This is a genomic window from Rhizobium phaseoli (genome assembly GCF_003985125.1).
Classification (GTDB): domain Bacteria; phylum Pseudomonadota; class Alphaproteobacteria; order Rhizobiales; family Rhizobiaceae; genus Rhizobium; species Rhizobium phaseoli.
The window spans coordinates 487,860-506,740 of sequence record NZ_ML133565.1; the positions used below are offsets into that span (position 1 = coordinate 487,860).

Below are 18,881 nucleotides of genomic sequence, written 5' to 3' on the forward strand. Positions count from 1 at the left end.
TTCCATCAAGATGACTGTTTGCCAAAGCGGAAGGGCGGCAGCCCCTCCGCATCCACGTCGAAGGCGATGACTGTGCCAGCCTCGAAACGTCCGGTCCGGTCGGTCGACAGACTGGTGACGAAGAGCGTCCTGAAATCGGGCCCTCCGAAACATGGCATGGTCGGTGCCGCTACCGGCAGATGATAGATTTCGACGATTTCGCCTTCGCTCGACATTCGGTTGAGACGGCCGGCAGAGACGCCGGCGCTCCAGTAAAACCCGTCGCGATCGGTGGTCGCCCCGTCCGGCCGCCCCTCTTCCTCGGTGAAGCTGCGGAGACGGCGTCCTTCGCCGAGCTCGCCAGTCCTCGAATCGAAGTCGAAGGACTGCAGAAAACATTGACGGCTGTCGGAGTGGTACATCCGCCGGCCGTCAGGCGACCAGGCGAGGCCGTTGGAACTCGTCAGACCAGTGGCGACGGCGCGTGCGCTGCCGTCGGCTCCCACGCGAAAAAGTGCGGCGTCATTCACCTGCGGCTTGGCTTCGCTGATCGAGCCGACCCAGAAGTGTCCGTCCGGGCCGACCTTGCCGTCGTTGAGGCGGCCGTTGACGTGGCGCCCGACCGGGTCGCAAAGAAACTCGATATCGCCCGAGACGGGATCGAAGAGATGGACGCCCGTTTGAAGACCGACGACGATCCTGTTGTCAGGGCAGAGCCCGAGGCAGCCGACCGCAGCCGGCATTGCAAAACGGTCGACCGTGCCTCCCGGGGAAAGCCGCAGCACGGCGGGCGCCAGGATGTCGACAAGCCAGAGAGCGCCGGTCTCTTCGTCCCATACGGGCGATTCACCCACCGTCAGCGGCTGTTGCAGCACCGAACGGACCTTCGGTTCAATGATGCGCGGCGCCGTCACGAGACCGTCTCCGGGTTTTTGGCGAGACCCTCGCCATCGCGCATGCGAATGGTGCCGTCGTGATTGAATTCGCAGAAACCGCCGCCCTGGAATGCGCGGGCGACCGCGCTCTCCGCGCCATCCTCGATGTGGGCGTGATCACGTGGCCGGTCCTGCGGCTGGTAGCCGAGCCGTGCCGCCAGATCGTTGTCCCACCATTTTTCGTCCGTATCGGAGACGCCGTAGACGACCGTTGCGCCAATCGAAGGATGGGTGAGCCCGATCCGCACGAGTTGCGCCAGATCCCGCGCGCTGATCCAGATCGCGATCGACCGCTCGCTGTTCGGATAGGTGCCGGCATTGCCGATGCGGATGGAAAGAGACCGGATGCCCGAAGTGTCGTAATAGAGCCCCGCCACCAACTCGCCCCAGCATTTGGAAAGCCCGTAAGGGCTGTCCGGTCGCATGGGATCGAGCGGAGAGATGATCTGGCCGCGCGGATAAAAGCCGGTCGCGTGATTGCTGGAGGCGTAGACCACCCGCGCGACCCTGTTGATCCGCGCAGCCTCGTAAAGATTGTAGGTACCGAGGACATTCGCCTGCAAGATCGCGTTCATGTCGACGCCGCCGGCAAGGCCGGCGAGATGAACGACGCCGTCGATGCCGGCCAGAGCCGTCGTCGCCTCGTCGAGCTTTGACAGATCGGCGACGATAAAGCTTTCGTTCTCGGCCAGATCCGCAGGTTCATGAACGTCGATCAAGCTGAGATGCTCGACATGCTGCCGAAGAAACGGGCGCAGCAGCGTTCCGACCCGTCCCGCGGCGCCTGTCATGGCGATCCGTCTCATCATCTTCCTCCCATCGTCGCTCAAACCCCCTGAAACATCCGGGCGCGCGCATTCAGTATGTGTTTCTTCATCGCGTCATGCGCTTCGGTCTCCCGTCGCGCGAAGATCGCCTCCACGATCACCGCATGCTCGTCCTGGACGCTGCGGATCTGCTCCGGCGTGCGTTTCAGGCTCAGGCTTCGCGTCACGGAATGGCCTATGGCGAAATGTGGCTTGAACCATTCGCGGACGGTGATGTGAAACTGATTGCCTGTCGCTGCTGCGATCGCGTCATGGAGGGCCTGGTCCTCCTCGGCGCCAAGTTCGCCGTTGCGCAGACATTGCTCGAGCGAAAGAAGGGCGGCCGTTATCCGTTCCTTGTCGGCCGGCTGCCAGTTGCGTGCTGCCAGCTCGGCTGCCTCGGCCTCCAGACCGGCGCGGAACTCGAAGAACCGCTGGACATCGGCGAGCGAGCCGACCGGAACCATTGTCAGCATCGATGAATCCGGGCGCTGCCGGACGTAAGATCCCGAACCCTTGCGCGAGACGACGAGACCGTCGGTTCTGAGCCGCTCCAGCGCCTCGCGCACGACCGGTCGCGATGCTCCGAAATCGCCAGCGAGCCTCGTCTCCGAAGGCAGCCGCTCATTGACGGGAAACGTGCCGTCCGCGATCATCCCCACGATCTTCTCGTAGATGATGTCGCTGAAGCGCGTTGCGCCTCTGTTGGAAACGGCATCGACAGCGACTGTCATTATCGTTCTTTTCTCCCCATTGCGCAGGCCGGCCGGCCGGCGCCGGGATATATCTGTGGCCCATACACCGAAATCCTGCCATGCTGTCGCGACCGTGAGGTGACGGTGACAACATCTGACAGATTTTCGGTCTTCTCATCCCATATCTGCCCTCGGCAAGGACCTTGGCAGGGCATGTGATGCTGAATCGCTATCGAATTTGTAATTATCTGTCAACTCTTGTAATCATCTGGGAACGTGGTTATGGTTTCGTCCGCAGCGCCGAGGAGGGCGCGAAACGGCAGGTTGGGAGCCCGCCGCACCAGCCGGTACAAGAGTTGCGCCGGCCCAAACAGGGAGGAACTCGATGCCCAATGAAATTCTGTCGCGCGGTGTCAGCCGCCGCGCCGTGCTTGGCGGTATGGCCGGCGTTGCGGCGCTGTCCGTCGCCGGTCGCGCTTTCGCTGCTCCGGGAGGCGAGGCGCCGGCGTTAGCGCAACTCGTCAAGGACGGAAAACTGCCGCCGCTCGCCGAGCGCCTGCCGAAAAAGCCGATGGTGGTGACGCCGTTCGAAAAGGTCGGCACCTACGGCGGTACGCTGCGGCGCGGCCTGCGCGGTTCATCGGATCACAACGGCATTCTGCGCATGGTCGGCAACCAGAGCCTCGTGCGCTGGAACCTGGAATTCACCGCCGTGCAGCCGAACCTTGCCGAAAGCTGGGAGGTCAGTGACGACGCGACGCAATTCACCTTCCATCTGATCGAAGGTGTACGCTGGTCCGACGGTCACCCCTTCACCGCCGATGACATCGTTTTTGCGATCGAAGACTGCGTCAAGAACACCGAGCTCTACAGTTCGACGCCGGCGCAGCTTGCCGTCGCCGGCAAGCCCGTCACCGTCGAGAAGATCGACGATCGTACGGTGAAATTCACCTTCGCGGCGCCGAACGCGCTCTATCTGGAAAATCTCGCCACGCCGCTCGGCCAGCACCCGACGCTGTTTCCCAAGCACTACTGCAGCCAGTTCCTGCCAAAGTACAACCCCAATATCGAGGCCGATGCGAAGAAGGCGGGTGTGACCAGCTGGACGGAGCTCTTCCGCAGCCGCTGCGGCGATATCGAAATCCCGACGCGTTGGGGCAATGTCGATAAGCCGACGCTCGATCCCTGGGTCGTCAAGGAACCCTATGTCGGCGGCGCGACCCGCGTCGTCATGGCCCGCAATCCCTATTTCTGGCAGGTGGATACATCGGGCAACCAGCTTCCCTATATCGACGAGATCAACTTCGGCATTTCGCAGGATGTGGAATCGCTGATGCTGAACGTCATCTCCGGAAAGATCGACATTCAGGAGCGCCACATCAGCGTGCTCGCCAACAAGCCGACGCTGTCCCAGAACATGCAGAAGGGCGACTACCGCCTGCTGACGCTCGTGCCTTCCGCCTCGCAGCAGTGCCAGATCTACTTCAACATCACCCACAAAGACCCTGCCATGCGCAAGATGTTTGCCGATAAATCGTTCCGGCAGGCGCTTTCGATCGGCATCAATCGCCAGGAACTCATCGACATCGTCTATTTCGGGCAGAGCGAGCCTTATCAGGCCGGACCGCGCCCCACCCACCCCTGGTATCACGAAAAATATGCGCGCCAGTTCACCGAATACGATCCTGACAAGGCAGGCGCCATGCTGGACCAGGCCGGCTACAAGAAAGGTGGCGATGGCATGCGCGTTCGGCCGGACGGGCAGAAGGTGTTCTTCTCGATCGACGTCATTCCAACGCTCTATCCCGATCTCGTCGATGCGCTCGAGCTGGTGAAAACACATTGGGCCCAGATCGGCGTCGACATGAAGGTCAACACGATCGAGCGGGCGCTCTATTATACCCGCGGCGACGACAACGCCCACGACGCGGCGGTGTGGCCGGGGCCAGGCGGCCTCGATCCGATGCTCGATCCGCGCGATTTCTTCGCCTTCCATCCGCAGGGCTCGCGCTACGCCATTCCGTGGACGCTCTGGTACACCTCCAACGGTGCGCGTGGTGAGGAGCCGCCGGAAAGCCAGAAGAAGCGCATGAAGCTCTTCGACGAGGCGCGTTCGACCGCCGATCTCGACAAGCGCGGCGCGATCATGAAGCAGATCTTCGATATCGCGGCGGAAGAATTCGAGACGGTCGGGCTTTGCCTTGCCGTGGGTGGCTTCGGCATCATCCGCAACAATCTGCGCAATGTTCCCGAGAAGCAGCCGGACAGCTGGTCCTGGCCCAATCCGGGGCCTGCGATGCCGCAGCAGTTCACCTTTACGAGCTGATTTTGATCGAGCGCCGTACCGACGGTACGGCGCTTTCTTCGGTTCGCCTTCAAAGATGCCTTGCCGGCGCTGATCGCCGACAGGGCCGGAGGGCGGCGTTCAATGCAAGAGGCGCCTCATGCTGGTCTTTATCGCCAAACGCTTGCTATGGATGATTCCATCGCTTTTTGCCGTCAGTTTTCTCGCTTTCGTGCTGATCCAGCTGCCGCCGGGCGACTATGTCACCACCTACATCGCGACGCTGGCAGCCTCCAACGAGATCGTCGACCAGAACACGGCGGCGCAACTGCGCGAGCGCTTCGGCCTCGACGATCCGATGCTCATCCAATATTTCAAGTGGATCTGGGGCATCCTCTCGCGCGGCGATTTCGGTATTTCCTTCGAATGGCAGCAGCCGGTCTCCGACCTGATCTGGGAGCGCATGGCGCTGACCCTCGTCCTGGCTCTCTCGACATTGATCGCCACCTGGGCAATCGCGCTGCCGATCGGCGTCTTTTCCGCCGTGCGCAAATACTCGATCGGCGACTATTTCTTCACCGCCTTCACCTTTTTCGGTCTGGCCGTTCCGTCCTTCCTGCTGGCGCTGGTGCTGATGTATATCGCGGCGGTCGAATTCGGCCAGGATGTCGGCGGGCTGTTTTCGCCGCAATACGAGAATGCGCCGTGGAGCTTCGCCAAGATGGTCGATCTCTTTTCGCATCTTTGGCTTCCCGTCATCATTCTTGCCGTCTCCTCGACGGCAAGCCTCATCCGCGTCATGCGCGCCAACATGCTCGACGAACTGCCTAAGCCTTACGTGACGACGGCGAGGGCAAAAGGGCTCTCGGAGTTCCGGCTGCTGATGAAATATCCTCTGATGATCGCGCTCAATCCGTTCATCTCGACGATTGCCTGGCTGCTGCCCAATCTCATCTCCGGCTCGGTGGTGGTCGCCATCGTCCTCAATCTGCCGACGGCAGCACCCTTGCTGCTGCAGGCGCTGATGGCCCAGGACATGTATCTGGCGGGCGCTTTCGTTTTGCTGATCTGCGCCCTGACGCTGATAGGCTCCCTGATCAGCGACATCCTGCTTGCGCTGGTCGATCCCCGCATCCGGTTGGAATAGGAGCCTGATATGGCCGACATCACCGTTACAAATCTGCAGCCGGACCGCGCCGCCGTTGCATCGCAGTGGCAGCTGATCTGGTGGGCTTTCCGCCGGCATCGGTTGGCCATGGTGGCGCTCGTCGTTACCGTGCTGATGTATATCGTTGCCCTGGTTCCCGGCTTCTTCGCCATTAACGATCCGAACCTCCAAAATGCGCGGGCGACCTTTCATCCGCCGCAGAAATTGCATTTGATCGATACCGAGAACGGGTTTTCCTTCGGCCCGCATTATTATCCGATGAAGCTGACCCGCGATCCGGAAACCCTGGCCGCCATCTTCAAGGAAGACACGACAAAACGTGTCGACGTGCAGTTCTTCGGGCGCGGCTACGAATATTCGGTATTTGGCCTGTTCAATACCAACATCCATCTGATCGCCTCGCCCGACAAGACCACGCCGCTGCTTCTCTTCGGCGCCGACCGGCTCGGGCGAGATGTCTTCAGCCGGACGGTGCAGGGTTCGCAGGTTTCGCTGTCGATCGGCCTTGTCGGCGTCTTCCTGTCGTTGATGCTCGGCATCGTGATCGGCGGAATCTCCGGATATTATGGCGGCCGCATCGATTTCTTCATGCAGCGCGTGATCGATTTCGTGCTGTCTCTGCCGACGATCCCGATCTGGCTCGCCATGGCCGCGGCCCTGCCGCAGGATTGGCCGGCAACGCTGCAATATATGATGATCACGATCATCCTGTCGCTGACCGGCTGGGCGCAACTCGCCCGCGTCGTCCGCGGCCGCTTCCTGTCGCTGCGCACCGAGGAATTCGTCGCCGCGGCGAGACTCGACGGCGTGCGCGAAAGGCGCATCATCTTTCGTCACATGCTGCCGAGCTTTGCCAGCCACATCATCGCATCGATCACGCTTGCCGTGCCGGCGATGATCCTCGCCGAAACCTCTCTCTCGTTCCTGGGACTCGGTCTGCAGCCGCCCACCATCTCCTGGGGCGTGCTTCTGCGCGAAGCCCAGAACATTCGCTCGATCGCCACCGCACCCTGGCTCTTCATGCCGGGCTGTGCCGTCGTGGTCGCCGTGATGGCGCTCAACCTTCTCGGCGACGGCCTGCGCGATGCGGCCGATCCCTACAACAAATGAGGCCGGCATGACCGATATCGTTTCTATTGCCGGCAAGCCGCTGCTTCAGGTGAAAAACCTGACCGTCGAATTCCCGTTGCGCACCGGTGTTTTTCGCGCCGTCAACGATCTGTGTTTCTCGATCGAACCGGGCAAGACGCTCTGTGTCGTCGGCGAGAGCGGATCCGGCAAGTCGGTGACTGCCCGTTCGATCCTGCAGATCGTCGATGCGCCCGGCCGCATTGCGGCAGGATCAATCGTCTTGAACGATCAGAACGGCGGCTCGACCGATCTGACCAGCCTCAATCCACGCGGACGCCAGATCCGGGCGATCCGCGGCCGCGACATCGCCATGATCTTCCAGGAGCCGATGTCGTCATTGTCGCCGATCCATACGGTCGGCAACCAGATCGTCGAGGCGCTTCGGCTGCACACAAGGATGAGCAAGGCGGAGGCGCGGGCCGAGGCGATATCGCTGCTGAAGCAGGTCGAGATCCCCTTTCCGGAGAAAGCGCTGGACCGCTATGCGTTCCAATATTCCGGCGGCATGCGTCAGCGTGCGATGATTGCCATGGCGCTTGCCTGCAAGCCGCAGCTTCTGATCGCCGACGAGCCGACCACGGCCCTCGACGTGACGACCCAGGCCGAAATCCTCGACCTGATCGCCCGCCTGCAGAAGGCGAACGGCATGGCCGTTCTCTTCATCACCCATGATATGGGCGTCGTTGCACAGATCGCCGACGACGTGCTCGTCATGCACAACGGTGTGGCGAAGGAATATGGGCCGGTCGAGCAGATCTTTCATGCGCCGAAAGACGACTATACCCGCATGCTGATCGGCTCGGTGCTGAAGCTGGAGCAGAAGGCCGAAATCCGCTTGGCGCGCGCGCCGCTCGACAGGACGGCGGCGCCGATCCTCGAACTGCGCAATCTGTCGATGAATTTCGGCGACGTGAAAGCGCTGGACGATGTCTCCATTTCGCTGCTGCCGGGCGAGACGCTCGGCATTGTCGGCGAAAGCGGATCCGGCAAGACGACGATGGGCCGTTCGATCATGCGGCTGCTCGATCCGACCGCCGGCGAAATCCTCTACCGCCGCGCCGGCGGCGACGTCATCGATCTGGCAACAGCCAAGGGTCAGACGCTTGCCGCTGCGCGGCGGGAATTGCGCATGGTGTTCCAGGATCCGTTCGGCTCCCTCAATCCGCGCATGACCGTTTCCCAGATTATCGGCGAGCCGTTGCTCGTCAATGGCATCGCAAAGGGACGGGCGCTGGACGAGCGCGTCTGCCAACTCATGGAGCAGGTCGGCCTCGATCCGCGGGCGCGCGAACGCTACCCGCACGCTTTCTCCGGCGGCCAACGTCAGCGCATCGGCATTGCCCGCGCCATCACGCTCAATCCGCGTGTCATCGTTGCCGATGAGGCGACCTCGGCGCTCGACGTCTCCGTGCGCTCGCAGGTTCTCGATCTGCTGATGCGCCTGCAGGATGAACTCGGACTCGCCTACATCTTCATCAGCCATGATATCGGCGTCATCCGCTACATGTGCGACCGCGTCGGCGTCATGTACAAAGGCCAGCTCGTCGAAATCGGCGATGCGGAGAAGGTCTGCAATACGCCCGAGCACGCCTATACCCAGGCGCTGATCTCGGCGATCCCGCGCCCCGATCCGCGGGACCGCGATCATTCCAGGCGCTTCCGTTACGTCGCGCCCGACAGTCTGAAGAATGGAAGTTCTCAGAGATGAAAATCACCGGAATCCGCACGTTTCTCATGCATGTCGGCCAGCCCGACCCCTCCAATTGGGCTGCCGACCAGCGGTCTGGCGATCGCACTTCCAAGCAGTTCGGCGGCACCCGAAACTGGCTCTTTCTGAAGATCGATACCGACGAAGGCATCACTGGCATCGGCGAGTGCTCAGGCTGGCCGCGCGTTGTCGAAACGGCGATCCACGACCTTGCGCCGCTGCTCATTGGCGAGGATCCGGCACATATCGAGCGCCTGTGGCAGAAGATGCATATCGCGATGATGGGGCACGGCATGCTCGGAACCGTCGGAGGCGGGGCTATGACCGGCATCGACATGGCCCTCTGGGACATCAAGGGCAAGGCGCTCGGCGTGCCTGTCTGGATGCTGCTCGGCGGCAAGGTGCGGGACCGGATCCCGATCTATTCGCATGCCAATACGCCCGAGCGGGCGCTTGCGCTCAAGGAGCGTGGCATCAGGGCGATCAAGTGCGGTGGCGTCGCCGATCCCGTTCGCAAGGTTGCAGCGCTGCGCGATGCCGTCGGCGACGACATGGATATTGCCATCGACCTGCATGGACCGCCATGGCTGACGCCAGCGGATGCCTGCCGGCTGGTGCGCGCGCTCGAACCCTACGAGCTGATGTGGGTTGAAGACCCGATCGCCCCCGAGAATATCGAAGGCTACCGGCGCATCCGCGACGCCGCCCATGTGCCGCTTGCGGCGGGCGAGCGTTCGGCAACCATTTTCGGCGAACGCGAGCTGATCGAGAGGGAACTGGTCGACGTGATTCAGCCCGATACGGGCCGGGCCGGCGGCATTACCCAGATGAAGAAGATCGCGGCCATGGCCGAAGCCCATCACATCCAGATGGCGCCGCATTCCGGCTCGCTCGGGCCGGTGGCGGAATATGCGGCCCTGCATCTGCTGGCCGCCATCCCGAACGCTCTAATCCTCGAGCGCCTCGACGATGACTGGGGCGGCCGGCGCCAAACGATCGTGCCGCACCCTGAACAGGTCGACGGCTTGATTGCCGTTCCCGATGGTCCGGGGCTGGGCTGCGATATCGACGAGGACTTCGTCGCGCGCTTCCCCAGCGCCGGCAATGTTTCGGTGCCGCAAGCCGCCGGCGCCTACAATCCCGGAACCGACAACGAGCATGTCTACGTGCAGACGCGCGTGGCACGCCGCAGCTATTTCAATCGCTAGAAGGACAGACTGATGAAGATCGACCGCATGCGGGTTTTCATGACCCGCGACAAGGACCGTCCGCGCGTAATCGTCGCGCTCGATACCGATGATGGGCTCACCGGCTGGGGCGAGTGCTACAATCATGGCCCCGACAAGGCGCTGCCGCCGCTGCTCGATTACCTCTATGGATTCATCTCAGGGCAGGATCCGACGCGCGTCGAATATCTGGTCAACCTGCTGATCCAGCAAAGCCGCTTCCCGCCGGGCGCGCTCGGCCTTGCGGCAATCTCCGCGCTCGATCACTGCCTGTGGGATCTGGCGGCCAAGGCGGCGAACGTGCCGGTTTACAAGCTGCTCGGCGGCGAGGTGCGCGATCGCATCAAGGTCTATGCCGGGGTCTACACCGCGCCCGATGCACCGGCCGCCCGCGACGAGTTCGACCGCTTGAAGGAGGGTTGGGGTTTCACCGCCTTCAAGCTCAGTCCCTGGCGGATCGATATGCATTCCAATCGCTGGGGCAATGTCGTGAAGGCGTCCGCGGATTATTTCCGCTCGCTGCGCGAGACGGTCAGCGACGAATACGAGATCGCCTTCGACGCCCATGCCAAAATATTTGAGCCGATCGCCGCAAGGCAGCTCGGCAATGCGCTGGCGCCTTACGATCCCCTGTTTTTCGAGGAGCCGCTGCGTCCGGAGAATATCGAGGCCTGGGGTGACCTGAAACAGGGCCTCGACTGCGTGCTGGCAACCGGCGAGTCGCTCTACAACAGGAACGAGTTCCTGCGGCTGCTGCAGGTCAAGGGCGCCGATCTGATCCAGCCCGATATCTGCGTCGTCGGCGGCATCAGCGAGATGCGCCGCATCGCCACCCTTGCCGAAGCCTACTTCGTCGGCGTCGCTCCGCACAACCCGATGGGGCCGCTCGCGACTGCCGTCAACGTGCATTTCTCGGCGGCGGCGCAGAATTTCCGCATCCTCGAATATCGGCTGCCGAAGGGCCAGGCCTATGTTTATGGCGGCCTCGATGTCGAGAAGCGCCAGGGAGAGACCCGGTACGTCGTCGACCCCTACCTGCCGAAGGACGGTTATCTCGAACTGCGTCCCGACCGGCCCGGCTGGGGCGTCGAAATGGACGAGAAGGCGATGGAGGAGGAAGGCTACATCCACTGGCAGCGGCGCGTGCCGAAGCGGCCGGACGGCTCCTACGCCTTCGCTTGAAGACGTTGCTCGAAAATCAGGAACTGGCTGCTGCCGCATGGAAGCGGCCAGTTTCTTTTATGCTCCGATGCATGTCGCCTGGAAGTGTGAAGCGGTTCCGGGACAACGACATGCATACAAAAGGCTTTAAGCATCTCTCGGCAGCACCGAGCGAACCCTTGCGATGAAGACATGGAAATCCTGCAAGAATTTGCGAAGGAAATCCGCCGTGGCCTCGTTCGTGACCTCGCCGTCATCGGTGATCAGCCCCGGTGTGAACTGGATGTAGGCTTCCGGGGCATTCATCTGGGGCGAGTTGCAGAAGCTCAGCACGCTGCGCAGATTCTGCTGGGCGACGGCTGTGCCTATCGCGCCCGGCGACGTGCCGATCACCGCTGACGGCTTGCGTGTGAACGAGTTGGTGCCGTAGGGGCGGCTCGCCCAGTCGATGGCGTTTTTCAGCCCGCCGGGTATCGATCGATTATACTCCGGCGTGACGAACAGCACGGCGTCGACAGCCGCTATGGCCGCCTTGAATGCCTTGCCGGCCGGCGGGTAGTCGGCGTCATAGTCGTAACTGTAGAGCGGCAGGTCCTTGAAGGATATCTCCGACATTTCAAGTTCCGGCGGGGCAAACCGTACCAACGCCTTGGCGAGCTTGCGATTGATCGATCCCTTGGCGAGGCTGCCGATGAGATAGCCGACTTTATGCGTGGTCATGGGGTTCTCCAATATCGCGGATGATAGAAGACCTATCACGCAGGAAGCATCGAAGAGGTCTCTTGTTCCTTTAGCGCAGGCATTAATTGTCGACGAAAGTGACCGTCTCGGCGAGGGGCGCGCGGCCCGTACGGGCAAAACTGACTGCGGGGTCCTCGTAGCCGATCGACATGCCGCAGAAGAGAATGAGCCCGTCCGGCGGTGACAGGGCTTCCGCGACTGTCTCGCGAACCTGTGACCATGCCATTTGCGGGCAACTGTGCAGTCCTTCGGCGCGCAGCAGCAGCATGACGGTCTGCAGATACATGCCGACATCGGCCCATTGGGGTGGGCCCAGGTCACGGTCGATGTAGCAGAACAGGGCAGCGGGCGCGCCGAAGCAGTTCCAGTTGGCGATTGCTGCCCGCTGGCGCGCCTCCCAGTCTTCGCGGGCAATGCCGAGCGCGCTGTAGCGCTCCTTGCCGAAGGCGGATCGGCGCTCCCCGTATGGGGACTTCAGCGCGGCCGGGTACATCTCGTACTGCCGCTTGTCCCAGGGGTCGCCGTGGGCCACGCGCTCGACGGCCGAAGTCTTGAGTTCGGCCAGCGATGCGCCGGTCATCACATAGGTGTTCCACGGCTGGATGTTCGATCCTGACGGCGACCAGGCGGCGGCGGACAGCACGCGCTCGAGTATCTCCCTCGCCACAGGCTTGTCTTTGAATCCGCGCACCGACCGCCGGCTTGTGACTGCCTCATAGACGTCCATGATCGCCTCTCCTGACCGTTCCGTTGCTGCTGTGGTTCATTATCTCCATTCGCAATGGAGGCGTAACCACACCCTGGTCTAGGAGGCGTACATCAAACGTTCATCAGGGATTGAGCGGCAGGAGCAACATGGTCATTTGATCAGGTGGCTGGCTCGAACGCGTTCTTCCGGAGAGCGACGGCGCGATCCGAAGATATCGGCGAGCGTATCGAGCATCGTCCTCGCCATGCCCGACTGAAGGGAATAATAAATCGTCTGGGCAACCCGTCGTGTCTGCACGAGTCCGTGTTCTCGAAGAATTGCCAGATGCTGGGAAGTCGAAGACTGGCTCAATCCCACTTCATCCGCAAGGTCGGTCACCGACACTTCTCCCTCGGTCAACAGATGCAGAATGTGGAGCCGTTTGGCGTTCCCAATGGCCGACAAGAAGGTTGCCTCGATGTCGAAGGCGTTGGTTTCGCGCGAAGGCGTGGCTGACGATCGAGTGTACAGGCGTGATCTCCTTATGGAATCAAAGCCGGGCATGAAGTCATATCCCTGAGCTTTAATTTAGAGATAACGCATGGGTGCGAAGCCGAAACCCATTGCTGGCGCCGCGGCGTCTTTTTCAACGCGAATCGGATACGGCGCGCATGAATTGGACAGTCTTCATTGGAAAGCGCCAGGCCGAGCTAACGCGAGCCGGCCTGACGCATTTGCGCCGGCAGCGTTTCCCAGGCCCTGATCAGTTCACCGATCGACGCAGCCTCCATCTTGTGCATCACATTGCTGCGATGCAGCTTGACCGTCACCTCGCTGATGCCGAGATCGAAGGCGATCTGTTTGTTGAGGCGTCCGCGCGCCACTTCGTGCAGCACTTCGCGCTCGCGCTGCGTCAACGTCTCCAGGCGCTTGATATTGCGTTTGGCGATCGCGGCTTCGGCCCGTCGTTCGGCATCCATCGCAATGGCCGCGGTGACGGCGTCGAGCAGCGTTTGATCCCGCACCGGTTTGGTGAGAAAATCCACGGCGCCCGCCTTCATTGCCTGGACGGTCATCGGAATGTCGCCGTGCCCGGTCAGAAAAATGATCGGTTTGGAAATGCCGTTCTCGGCCAGATGGCTCTGCAGGTGAAGGCCGCTTGCTCCCGGCATGCGCACATCGAGGATCAGGCAGCCGGGGTTTTCCAATATGTCGGCGTCAAGCAATTCACGGGTCGAGGCAAAACTGACCGACTGGAAACCGGCAGAAAGGATCAGCTCGGACAGCGCCTCGCGTACCGATGCGTCGTCATCGACGATAATGACGAGCGGCTGGTCCTCTTGATATCTGCACTGCAGCGATAACGACGCCGATCTCCGCAGCAACGGCTGGTCAACTCTCATGTTACCCTCCATCTCTCGATTGATGTAAAGCATTGGCGATAGCCGCCAGCAGGGCCTGGGCATCGAAGGGCTTGCGGAAAAATCCGCCGGTGCCCTGAGCGCGGCCCTGATCGGCGATCTCGTGGCGGCCCGTGATCAGGAAGACCGGCAATTCCGGACGTGACTTCCTGACAAGGTCGCGAAGCTCGAAGCCGTCTATACCGGGCATTCCGATATCGGTGATGAGCACATCCAGGTCCGACAGCCCGCTGACGAGCAGCGAGCCCGCCGACGGGAAGCCTCGGGCCACATAACCCGCCGATTCCAGAAGGTCGCCCATCGATTCAAGCAGTCTTGGATCGTCATCGACAACGGCGACGACATGTCTTGTCTCGTTCATGTTCAATTCCCCCCCACCCGGCGCGAGTGGGTAATCGGTATTTCCAGTTTCTCCGCGATCCGGACGAGATCGGCGAGCGACGCCGCCGCCATTTTCTGCATCACATTCCTTCTGTGGATCTGCAGTGTCACTTCGCTGATCCCCAGTTCGGCTGCCGCCTGCTTGTTGAGAAGACCGCTGACCACGAGCGGCAGCACTTCGCGCTCGCGCGGTGTCAGGTCGAGATAGTGCCGTTTCAGCATGTCGAGTTCGGCGCGTTCGCCTCTCTTTCGTCGATCCTGGGCAATCGCCGCGTGGATCGCCGCCATGAGATCGGCATCGCTGAACGGTTTGGTGAGGAAATCCACGGCGCCGCTTTTGATCGCACGCACGGAGGAGGGGATGTCGCCATGGCCGGTGATGAAGACGATCGGCGGATGATCCCCGTCGGCGATCTGTCCCTGCAGGTCGAGGCCATTGATGTCGGGCAGTTCGATGTCGAGGATTAGGCAGGCAGGGACATCCGGCTTGTCCATCTTCACGTAATCGCCGGCCGATTCGAAGGCGACCGCACGCATGCCGTGCGAATCCAGCAGCTCGCCGAGCGCTTCACGGATACGTTCATCGTCATCGACGATGAAGACGATATGGTCGTCCGCCGTCATGACACCGCCTTTGTTTCAATGGGCAATGTAAAGATCAACGTTGCTCCGTGCGGTTGGTTCTTCTCCGCCCACAATCGTCCGCCATGCAGTTCGACGATCGAGCGGCAGATCGCCAGACCCATGCCCATGCCGTGTTCCTTGGTCGTGAAGAACGGCTCGAACATCTTCTCGGGAAACTCCATCCCGTAGCCGCGATCGCTGATTTCGGTCTGGATGGTATTGCCCATATGGCGCACGCGCATCTCGATCGCCTTGTCGCCGGCAACGCCATCCATCGCCTCGATGCCGTTGCGGATGAGATTGATCAGAACTTGCTGGATCTGGGTACGATCGACGGCGATGAGCGGAAGGTTGTCATCGACCGAAACCTCGATCCGGGCGCGACGGCGCGCCGCTTCGTCCGCCATGAGGCTGCGCGCCTCGTTGACCACGCCCGAAAGCGCCGTATGAACTCTCCTGTCGGCGGATTGTTTGAACAGGGCGCGGATACGGCTGACGACATCCGCCGCCGAGTTGGCGTCGCGGATGATGCGCTCGACCGTCCTTTGCGCCCGCTCCATATTCGGAGGGTCGGCCATCAGCCAGCGCTGGCAGGCATGCGAGTTTGCGACGACGGCGGCGAGCGGCTGGTTCACCTCGTGGGCGATCGAGGCCGAAAGCTCGGCGAGGCTCGCCACCTGGCTCGCCCGCGCAAGGCCCTCGCGCACCTGACGCAGATCCTCTTCCGCCCGAACCTCTCCGTCGATATCGAGGCAGATGACATTCCACTGGACGATGACGCCTTCGGCATTGCGCATCGGCGCAGCGCGTGTCTCGACCCACCGGTATTCGCCGTCGAACCGCCGCAGGCGATGCCTGCGCGCATAGGGCTCGCCGGTGCGCAATGAATGGGCATAATCCAGTTTGACGCTCGCCACGTCGTCGGGATGAACGCCTGCGTCGAGCGTGCCGTCCAGCCGGGTTTTTCCTGTTCCGTCCAATTCTTCCAGCTTGTAACCGAGGAAGTCGCGCAGTCGGGGGTTGCGGTATACCGGTTCTCCGTCGGGAGCCGCGCAATCGATCATTGCGGGCAGCGTTTCGACGATTTGCCAGAGCGAACGCTCCCTCTCGCGCAGCTCCTCCTCGATGCGAAGCTGATCGTCGATGTCATGCGTCAAGCCGTACCATTGAATGATCCGCCCGTTCTCGTCCCTGAGGGGCTCGGCGCTGCCTCTGACCCAGCGATAGACGCCATCGGCGCGCCGCAGGCGATATTGCTTGGAGAAGCGTTCGCCGGTGGCGAGGGAGTGGTGGAGTGCTTCGGTGAGGCTGGCGGCATCGTCAGGATGAACGGCGGCTTCGATGAGGGCTGCAAGCCGGGTTACACCCGGCATTTTCATATCGATGATGTCGAGACCGAGAAAATCGATCAGGCGCTGGTTGAAGAAGGTCGGCGTGCCGTCCTGATCAAGCCGCCAGAGCAGGCTCGGAACCATGTCCACCAGTTGCGAGAGCTCGCGCTCGCGCTCGCGCAACGCTTCCTGTGCGCGCATCTCATCGTCGATATCGACTGAGATGACGCACCATTGGGTGATGGCCCCGTTCTGATCCCGCAGCGGCTCGGCGCGGCCGTCGACCCAGCGATAGGCTCCGTCGAAGCGGCGCATGCGGTACTTGATCGAGAAGGGATCGCCGCTGACGAGCGAGCGGTGAACCGTCTGAAGCAGCCTTGGTGCGTCATCGGGATGGACAAGTGTATGAATGACGGCCGACAGGCGGCTCACGCCCGGCTGATCCATGTCGCCGACGTCGAGGCCGAAGAAGTCGATCAGGCGTTTGTTGAAGAAGACAGGCTCGCCTGTCGGTGTCAGCCGCCTGATCTGGGCCGGGACCATGTCCACGAGCTGCGACAGCTCGCGCTCGCGGTCGCGCAGGGCCTCCAGCGCACGCACCTCCTCGTCGACATCGAGGGAAACGCCGTACCACTGCACGACCTTTCCGTCTTCATCACGCCGCGGCTCTACCCTGCATTCGGCCCAGCGGTAGACGCCGTCTTGTTCGCGCCAGCGAAACCGCATCGCGGTACCGTCGCCGCTTTCGAAGCACTGCCGCAAGGTGCGCTGAACGTCGGGCGCATCTTCGGGATGGATCAGCTGCTGCAGCAGATCTTCGATGCGCGGCTCGCCGGCAGCGTCGAAATCGGCAATGACGGCGCGAAAATGGTCCTGATACCGTTTGTTGAAGTAGATCGAGCCGCCGGTGGGCTCGACGCTCCACACGCGGACCGGAACGGCATCGATCATCTGCTGAAGCTGCCGTTCGCTTTGCCGGAGCGCCTCTTCGGCATGCACCTGATCGTCGATGTCGTGGCAAAGCCCATACCACTGGAGGACATTGCCGGCCTGATCCCGCAGCGGTTCGGCGCGGCTCGACATCCAGCGATAGACGCCGTCGGCCCGGCGCAGCCGATAGCGCATGGCGAAGGTCTCGCCGGTGACGAGGCAATGGCTGAGCGCTGCTCTGAATTCAGCTGTATCGTCGGGATGAACGATGGCCAGAAGCACCGCTTCCAGCCGGCTCATATCCGGCTTGTCGGAGTCCGCCACATCAAGGCCGAGGAAGTCGACCATGCGCTTGTTGAAGAAAGTCGGCTCGCCCTCCGGCGTCAGTCGCCAGACGTGGCTCGGCACCATGTCGACGAGTTGTGAGAGTTCGCGTTCCCGTTCGCGCAATGCCTCCAAGCTTTGATGCAGTGAAAGGGTCGCCAATTGATGCTGACGGGAAATGGCGGCGACAATGAGCGCCGAAAGCGCCGAGATGGCCAGAAAAAGCTGCAGCATGATCTGCTTGTTTTTCTGTGACTCCGGATCGCCCGCAAATTGGCCGGCGCCCGTTATCGTGAAGACCGCCGTTATCAGTGCCAGCAGCACGAGCGAGACTGCCGCGCCCTTGAACTCGAAGCGGACCGCGGCCCACAGGAGAGGCGGCATGATGATGTAGGCGAAGGGCAGGTAGCCGCTCAGCGAAAGAGCGGCAACGGCGAGGAAGATAAGTCCGAGAATACAGGCTTCCATCCACTGTGTTTTCGAAAGCTGCGGCCTGCCGCGCCAGTTGTGGAGCACGACGAGCGCCAGCGGCGCCACGATGAGGACGCCGGTAGCATCGCCGATCCACCAAAGAGGCCATGCCGTCACGAAGGATTGCGACAGGATGCTGAACCAGGCAAGCGTCGCACTTCCCACCGTCGCACTGACGATCGGGGCAACGCCGGCGCCGAGCGCGACGAAAGCAAGGACTTCCTGCAGGCTTTCCAGCCGCACCGGCCGTTTCAGGACGCGGTTCACCAGCCAGGCCCCGACCAGCGCTTCCAGGGCGTTGCCGACATAGATCAGAAAGGCGGCAGCCGGTGGACTATGAAACCACAGGACATTGCTGAACATCTCTGCCAGGCAGCCGCCCAGCACCCACCATGGCCAGCTGTAGCCGGAGCTGAGGATAAGCGTCGCGATGAACAGCCCGCTCGCCGGCCAGATGGAAATGCCGGTTCCAGGCACGATCGCCAGAGATTGAGCAAAGCCGCAGGCAAGCACATAAGCCGCAATAAAGAAGCTCAGATGCAAAAGCCTGGGACGGTGCGACCAGACGTTCATAATCAGCTGCTCCTGGCGGACAGAAATAACCGGCGGGTTGTCAGCATTTGCGGTGGTTGTTTTTGATTTTCGGGCCGGCGAGCTCATGGTTGAACCGTAATCCTGCCTCACCACAACCGCAACTCATGGAAACCCATGCATTGCGCGGGGATGCAGCCGGATATCGGAGCAAAGGGATACGGGTGTCCGCTTTATCCGATGGCGCACCCTATACCGGAGGCTGGCTCACCTAGGCCCAAGGACTAGGACGCCGGACTTCCGGCACGATGGAAGCTCTCCGACTTTCCGGTCATTGTCGCCCCAC

At 61.8% G+C, this 18,881-nt stretch carries 16 protein-coding genes; 6 read left to right on the top strand and 10 right to left on the bottom strand.

Going from position 1 to position 18,881, the window contains the following annotated elements:
* Nucleotides 1-5 precede the first annotated feature (5 nt).
* From EFD56_RS02235 to EFD56_RS02245, 3 genes are read right to left on the bottom strand one after another with little or no spacing between them, the layout of a single operon-like run.
* Complete coding sequence (locus EFD56_RS02235; protein WP_126904518.1) at nt 6-893, bottom strand: SMP-30/gluconolactonase/LRE family protein; 888 nt, start codon at nt 891-893, stop codon at nt 6-8.
* Entirely contained in the window at nt 890-1,720 is an 831-nt protein-coding gene (locus EFD56_RS02240; protein ID WP_012489933.1) for an NAD-dependent epimerase/dehydratase family protein, read from the bottom strand. The genes EFD56_RS02235 and EFD56_RS02240 overlap by 4 nt, the downstream gene beginning before the upstream one ends.
* Nucleotides 1,721-1,740: 20 nt before the next feature.
* Complete coding sequence (locus EFD56_RS02245) at nt 1,741-2,454, bottom strand: FadR/GntR family transcriptional regulator (protein ID WP_012489932.1); 714 nt, start codon at nt 2,452-2,454, stop codon at nt 1,741-1,743.
* Between the two features lie 346 nt (nt 2,455-2,800).
* Between EFD56_RS02245 and EFD56_RS02250 the strand changes: the two genes are divergently transcribed.
* The 6 genes from EFD56_RS02250 to EFD56_RS02275 all read left to right on the top strand — a co-directional run bounded on the left by EFD56_RS02250 (nt 2,801) and on the right by EFD56_RS02275 (nt 11,114).
* Entirely contained in the window at nt 2,801-4,741 is a 1,941-nt protein-coding gene (locus tag EFD56_RS02250; protein ID WP_064829562.1) for an ABC transporter substrate-binding protein, read from the top strand.
* 118 nt (nt 4,742-4,859) lie between these two features.
* Nucleotides 4,860-5,846 (top strand): ABC transporter permease, encoded by a 987-nt coding sequence (locus tag EFD56_RS02255; RefSeq protein ID WP_004679120.1) that lies wholly within the window; start codon nt 4,860-4,862, stop codon nt 5,844-5,846.
* 9 nt (nt 5,847-5,855) lie between these two features.
* Nucleotides 5,856-6,977, top strand: a complete 1,122-nt coding sequence (locus EFD56_RS02260) for an ABC transporter permease (protein WP_004679118.1) — start codon at nt 5,856-5,858, stop codon at nt 6,975-6,977.
* A gap of 7 nt (nt 6,978-6,984) precedes the next feature.
* Nucleotides 6,985-8,706: an ABC transporter ATP-binding protein gene (locus tag EFD56_RS02265; protein WP_126904519.1), complete on the top strand. Its 1,722-nt coding sequence runs from the start codon at nt 6,985-6,987 to the stop codon at nt 8,704-8,706.
* Nucleotides 8,703-9,914, top strand: a complete 1,212-nt coding sequence (locus tag EFD56_RS02270; protein WP_126904520.1) for a mandelate racemase/muconate lactonizing enzyme family protein — start codon at nt 8,703-8,705, stop codon at nt 9,912-9,914. The genes EFD56_RS02265 and EFD56_RS02270 overlap by 4 nt, the downstream gene beginning before the upstream one ends.
* A gap of 12 nt (nt 9,915-9,926) precedes the next feature.
* On the top strand, nt 9,927-11,114 hold the full coding sequence (locus EFD56_RS02275) for a galactarate dehydratase (RefSeq protein WP_126904521.1): 1,188 nt from the start codon (nt 9,927-9,929) through the stop codon (nt 11,112-11,114).
* A 126-nt stretch (nt 11,115-11,240) separates the two neighbouring features.
* Here the strand turns inward: EFD56_RS02275 and EFD56_RS02280 are convergent, their stop codons facing one another.
* The 7 genes from EFD56_RS02280 to EFD56_RS02310 form a co-directional block, all read right to left on the bottom strand.
* Nucleotides 11,241-11,813 (bottom strand): NADPH-dependent FMN reductase, encoded by a 573-nt coding sequence (locus tag EFD56_RS02280; RefSeq protein ID WP_126904522.1) that lies wholly within the window; start codon nt 11,811-11,813, stop codon nt 11,241-11,243.
* An 82-nt stretch (nt 11,814-11,895) separates the two neighbouring features.
* A complete protein-coding gene (locus tag EFD56_RS02285; protein WP_004679108.1) occupies nt 11,896-12,561 on the bottom strand; it encodes a nitroreductase in 666 nt (221 codons plus the stop codon).
* A 132-nt stretch (nt 12,562-12,693) separates the two neighbouring features.
* Nucleotides 12,694-13,086, bottom strand: coding sequence for an ArsR/SmtB family transcription factor (locus tag EFD56_RS02290; RefSeq protein WP_126904523.1), 393 nt, complete (start codon nt 13,084-13,086; stop codon nt 12,694-12,696).
* A 146-nt stretch (nt 13,087-13,232) separates the two neighbouring features.
* The gene (locus tag EFD56_RS02295; RefSeq protein ID WP_037145816.1) at nt 13,233-13,925 is read right to left on the bottom strand and encodes a response regulator transcription factor; all 693 of its coding nucleotides are present in this window, start codon (nt 13,923-13,925) and stop codon (nt 13,233-13,235) included.
* Nucleotide 13,926: 1 nt separating this feature from the next.
* On the bottom strand, nt 13,927-14,304 hold the full coding sequence (locus EFD56_RS02300; protein ID WP_004679103.1) for a response regulator: 378 nt from the start codon (nt 14,302-14,304) through the stop codon (nt 13,927-13,929).
* Between the two features lie 2 nt (nt 14,305-14,306).
* The gene (locus EFD56_RS02305; RefSeq protein WP_012489926.1) at nt 14,307-14,948 is read right to left on the bottom strand and encodes a response regulator transcription factor; all 642 of its coding nucleotides are present in this window, start codon (nt 14,946-14,948) and stop codon (nt 14,307-14,309) included.
* Nucleotides 14,945-18,580 carry a PAS domain-containing protein gene (locus tag EFD56_RS02310; protein ID WP_126904597.1) on the bottom strand — a complete coding sequence of 1,212 codons (3,636 nt, stop codon included), beginning with the start codon at nt 18,578-18,580 and terminating at the stop codon, nt 14,945-14,947. The genes EFD56_RS02305 and EFD56_RS02310 overlap by 4 nt, the downstream gene beginning before the upstream one ends.
* Nucleotides 18,581-18,881: the final 301 nt, after the last annotated feature.

Excerpts from the sequence above, each read along its gene's own strand:
- EFD56_RS02275 (WP_126904521.1), top strand. The coding sequence starts at position 9,927 with ATGAAGATCGACCGCATGCGGGTTTTCATGACCCGCGACAAGGACCGT.
- EFD56_RS02245 (WP_012489932.1), bottom strand. The coding sequence starts at position 2,454 with ATGACAGTCGCTGTCGATGCCGTTTCCAACAGAGGCGCAACGCGCTTC.
- EFD56_RS02240 (WP_012489933.1), bottom strand. The coding sequence starts at position 1,720 with ATGAGACGGATCGCCATGACAGGCGCCGCGGGACGGGTCGGAACGCTG.
- EFD56_RS02250 (WP_064829562.1), top strand. The coding sequence starts at position 2,801 with ATGCCCAATGAAATTCTGTCGCGCGGTGTCAGCCGCCGCGCCGTGCTT.
- EFD56_RS02285 (WP_004679108.1), bottom strand. The coding sequence starts at position 12,561 with ATGGACGTCTATGAGGCAGTCACAAGCCGGCGGTCGGTGCGCGGATTC.
- EFD56_RS02270 (WP_126904520.1), top strand. The coding sequence starts at position 8,703 with ATGAAAATCACCGGAATCCGCACGTTTCTCATGCATGTCGGCCAGCCC.
- EFD56_RS02300 (WP_004679103.1), bottom strand. The coding sequence starts at position 14,304 with ATGAACGAGACAAGACATGTCGTCGCCGTTGTCGATGACGATCCAAGA.
- EFD56_RS02255 (WP_004679120.1), top strand. The coding sequence starts at position 4,860 with ATGCTGGTCTTTATCGCCAAACGCTTGCTATGGATGATTCCATCGCTT.
- EFD56_RS02265 (WP_126904519.1), top strand. The coding sequence starts at position 6,985 with ATGACCGATATCGTTTCTATTGCCGGCAAGCCGCTGCTTCAGGTGAAA.
- EFD56_RS02280 (WP_126904522.1), bottom strand. The coding sequence starts at position 11,813 with ATGACCACGCATAAAGTCGGCTATCTCATCGGCAGCCTCGCCAAGGGA.
- EFD56_RS02290 (WP_126904523.1), bottom strand. The coding sequence starts at position 13,086 with ATGCCCGGCTTTGATTCCATAAGGAGATCACGCCTGTACACTCGATCG.
- EFD56_RS02295 (WP_037145816.1), bottom strand. The coding sequence starts at position 13,925 with ATGAGAGTTGACCAGCCGTTGCTGCGGAGATCGGCGTCGTTATCGCTG.
- EFD56_RS02260 (WP_004679118.1), top strand. The coding sequence starts at position 5,856 with ATGGCCGACATCACCGTTACAAATCTGCAGCCGGACCGCGCCGCCGTT.
- EFD56_RS02305 (WP_012489926.1), bottom strand. The coding sequence starts at position 14,948 with ATGACGGCGGACGACCATATCGTCTTCATCGTCGATGACGATGAACGT.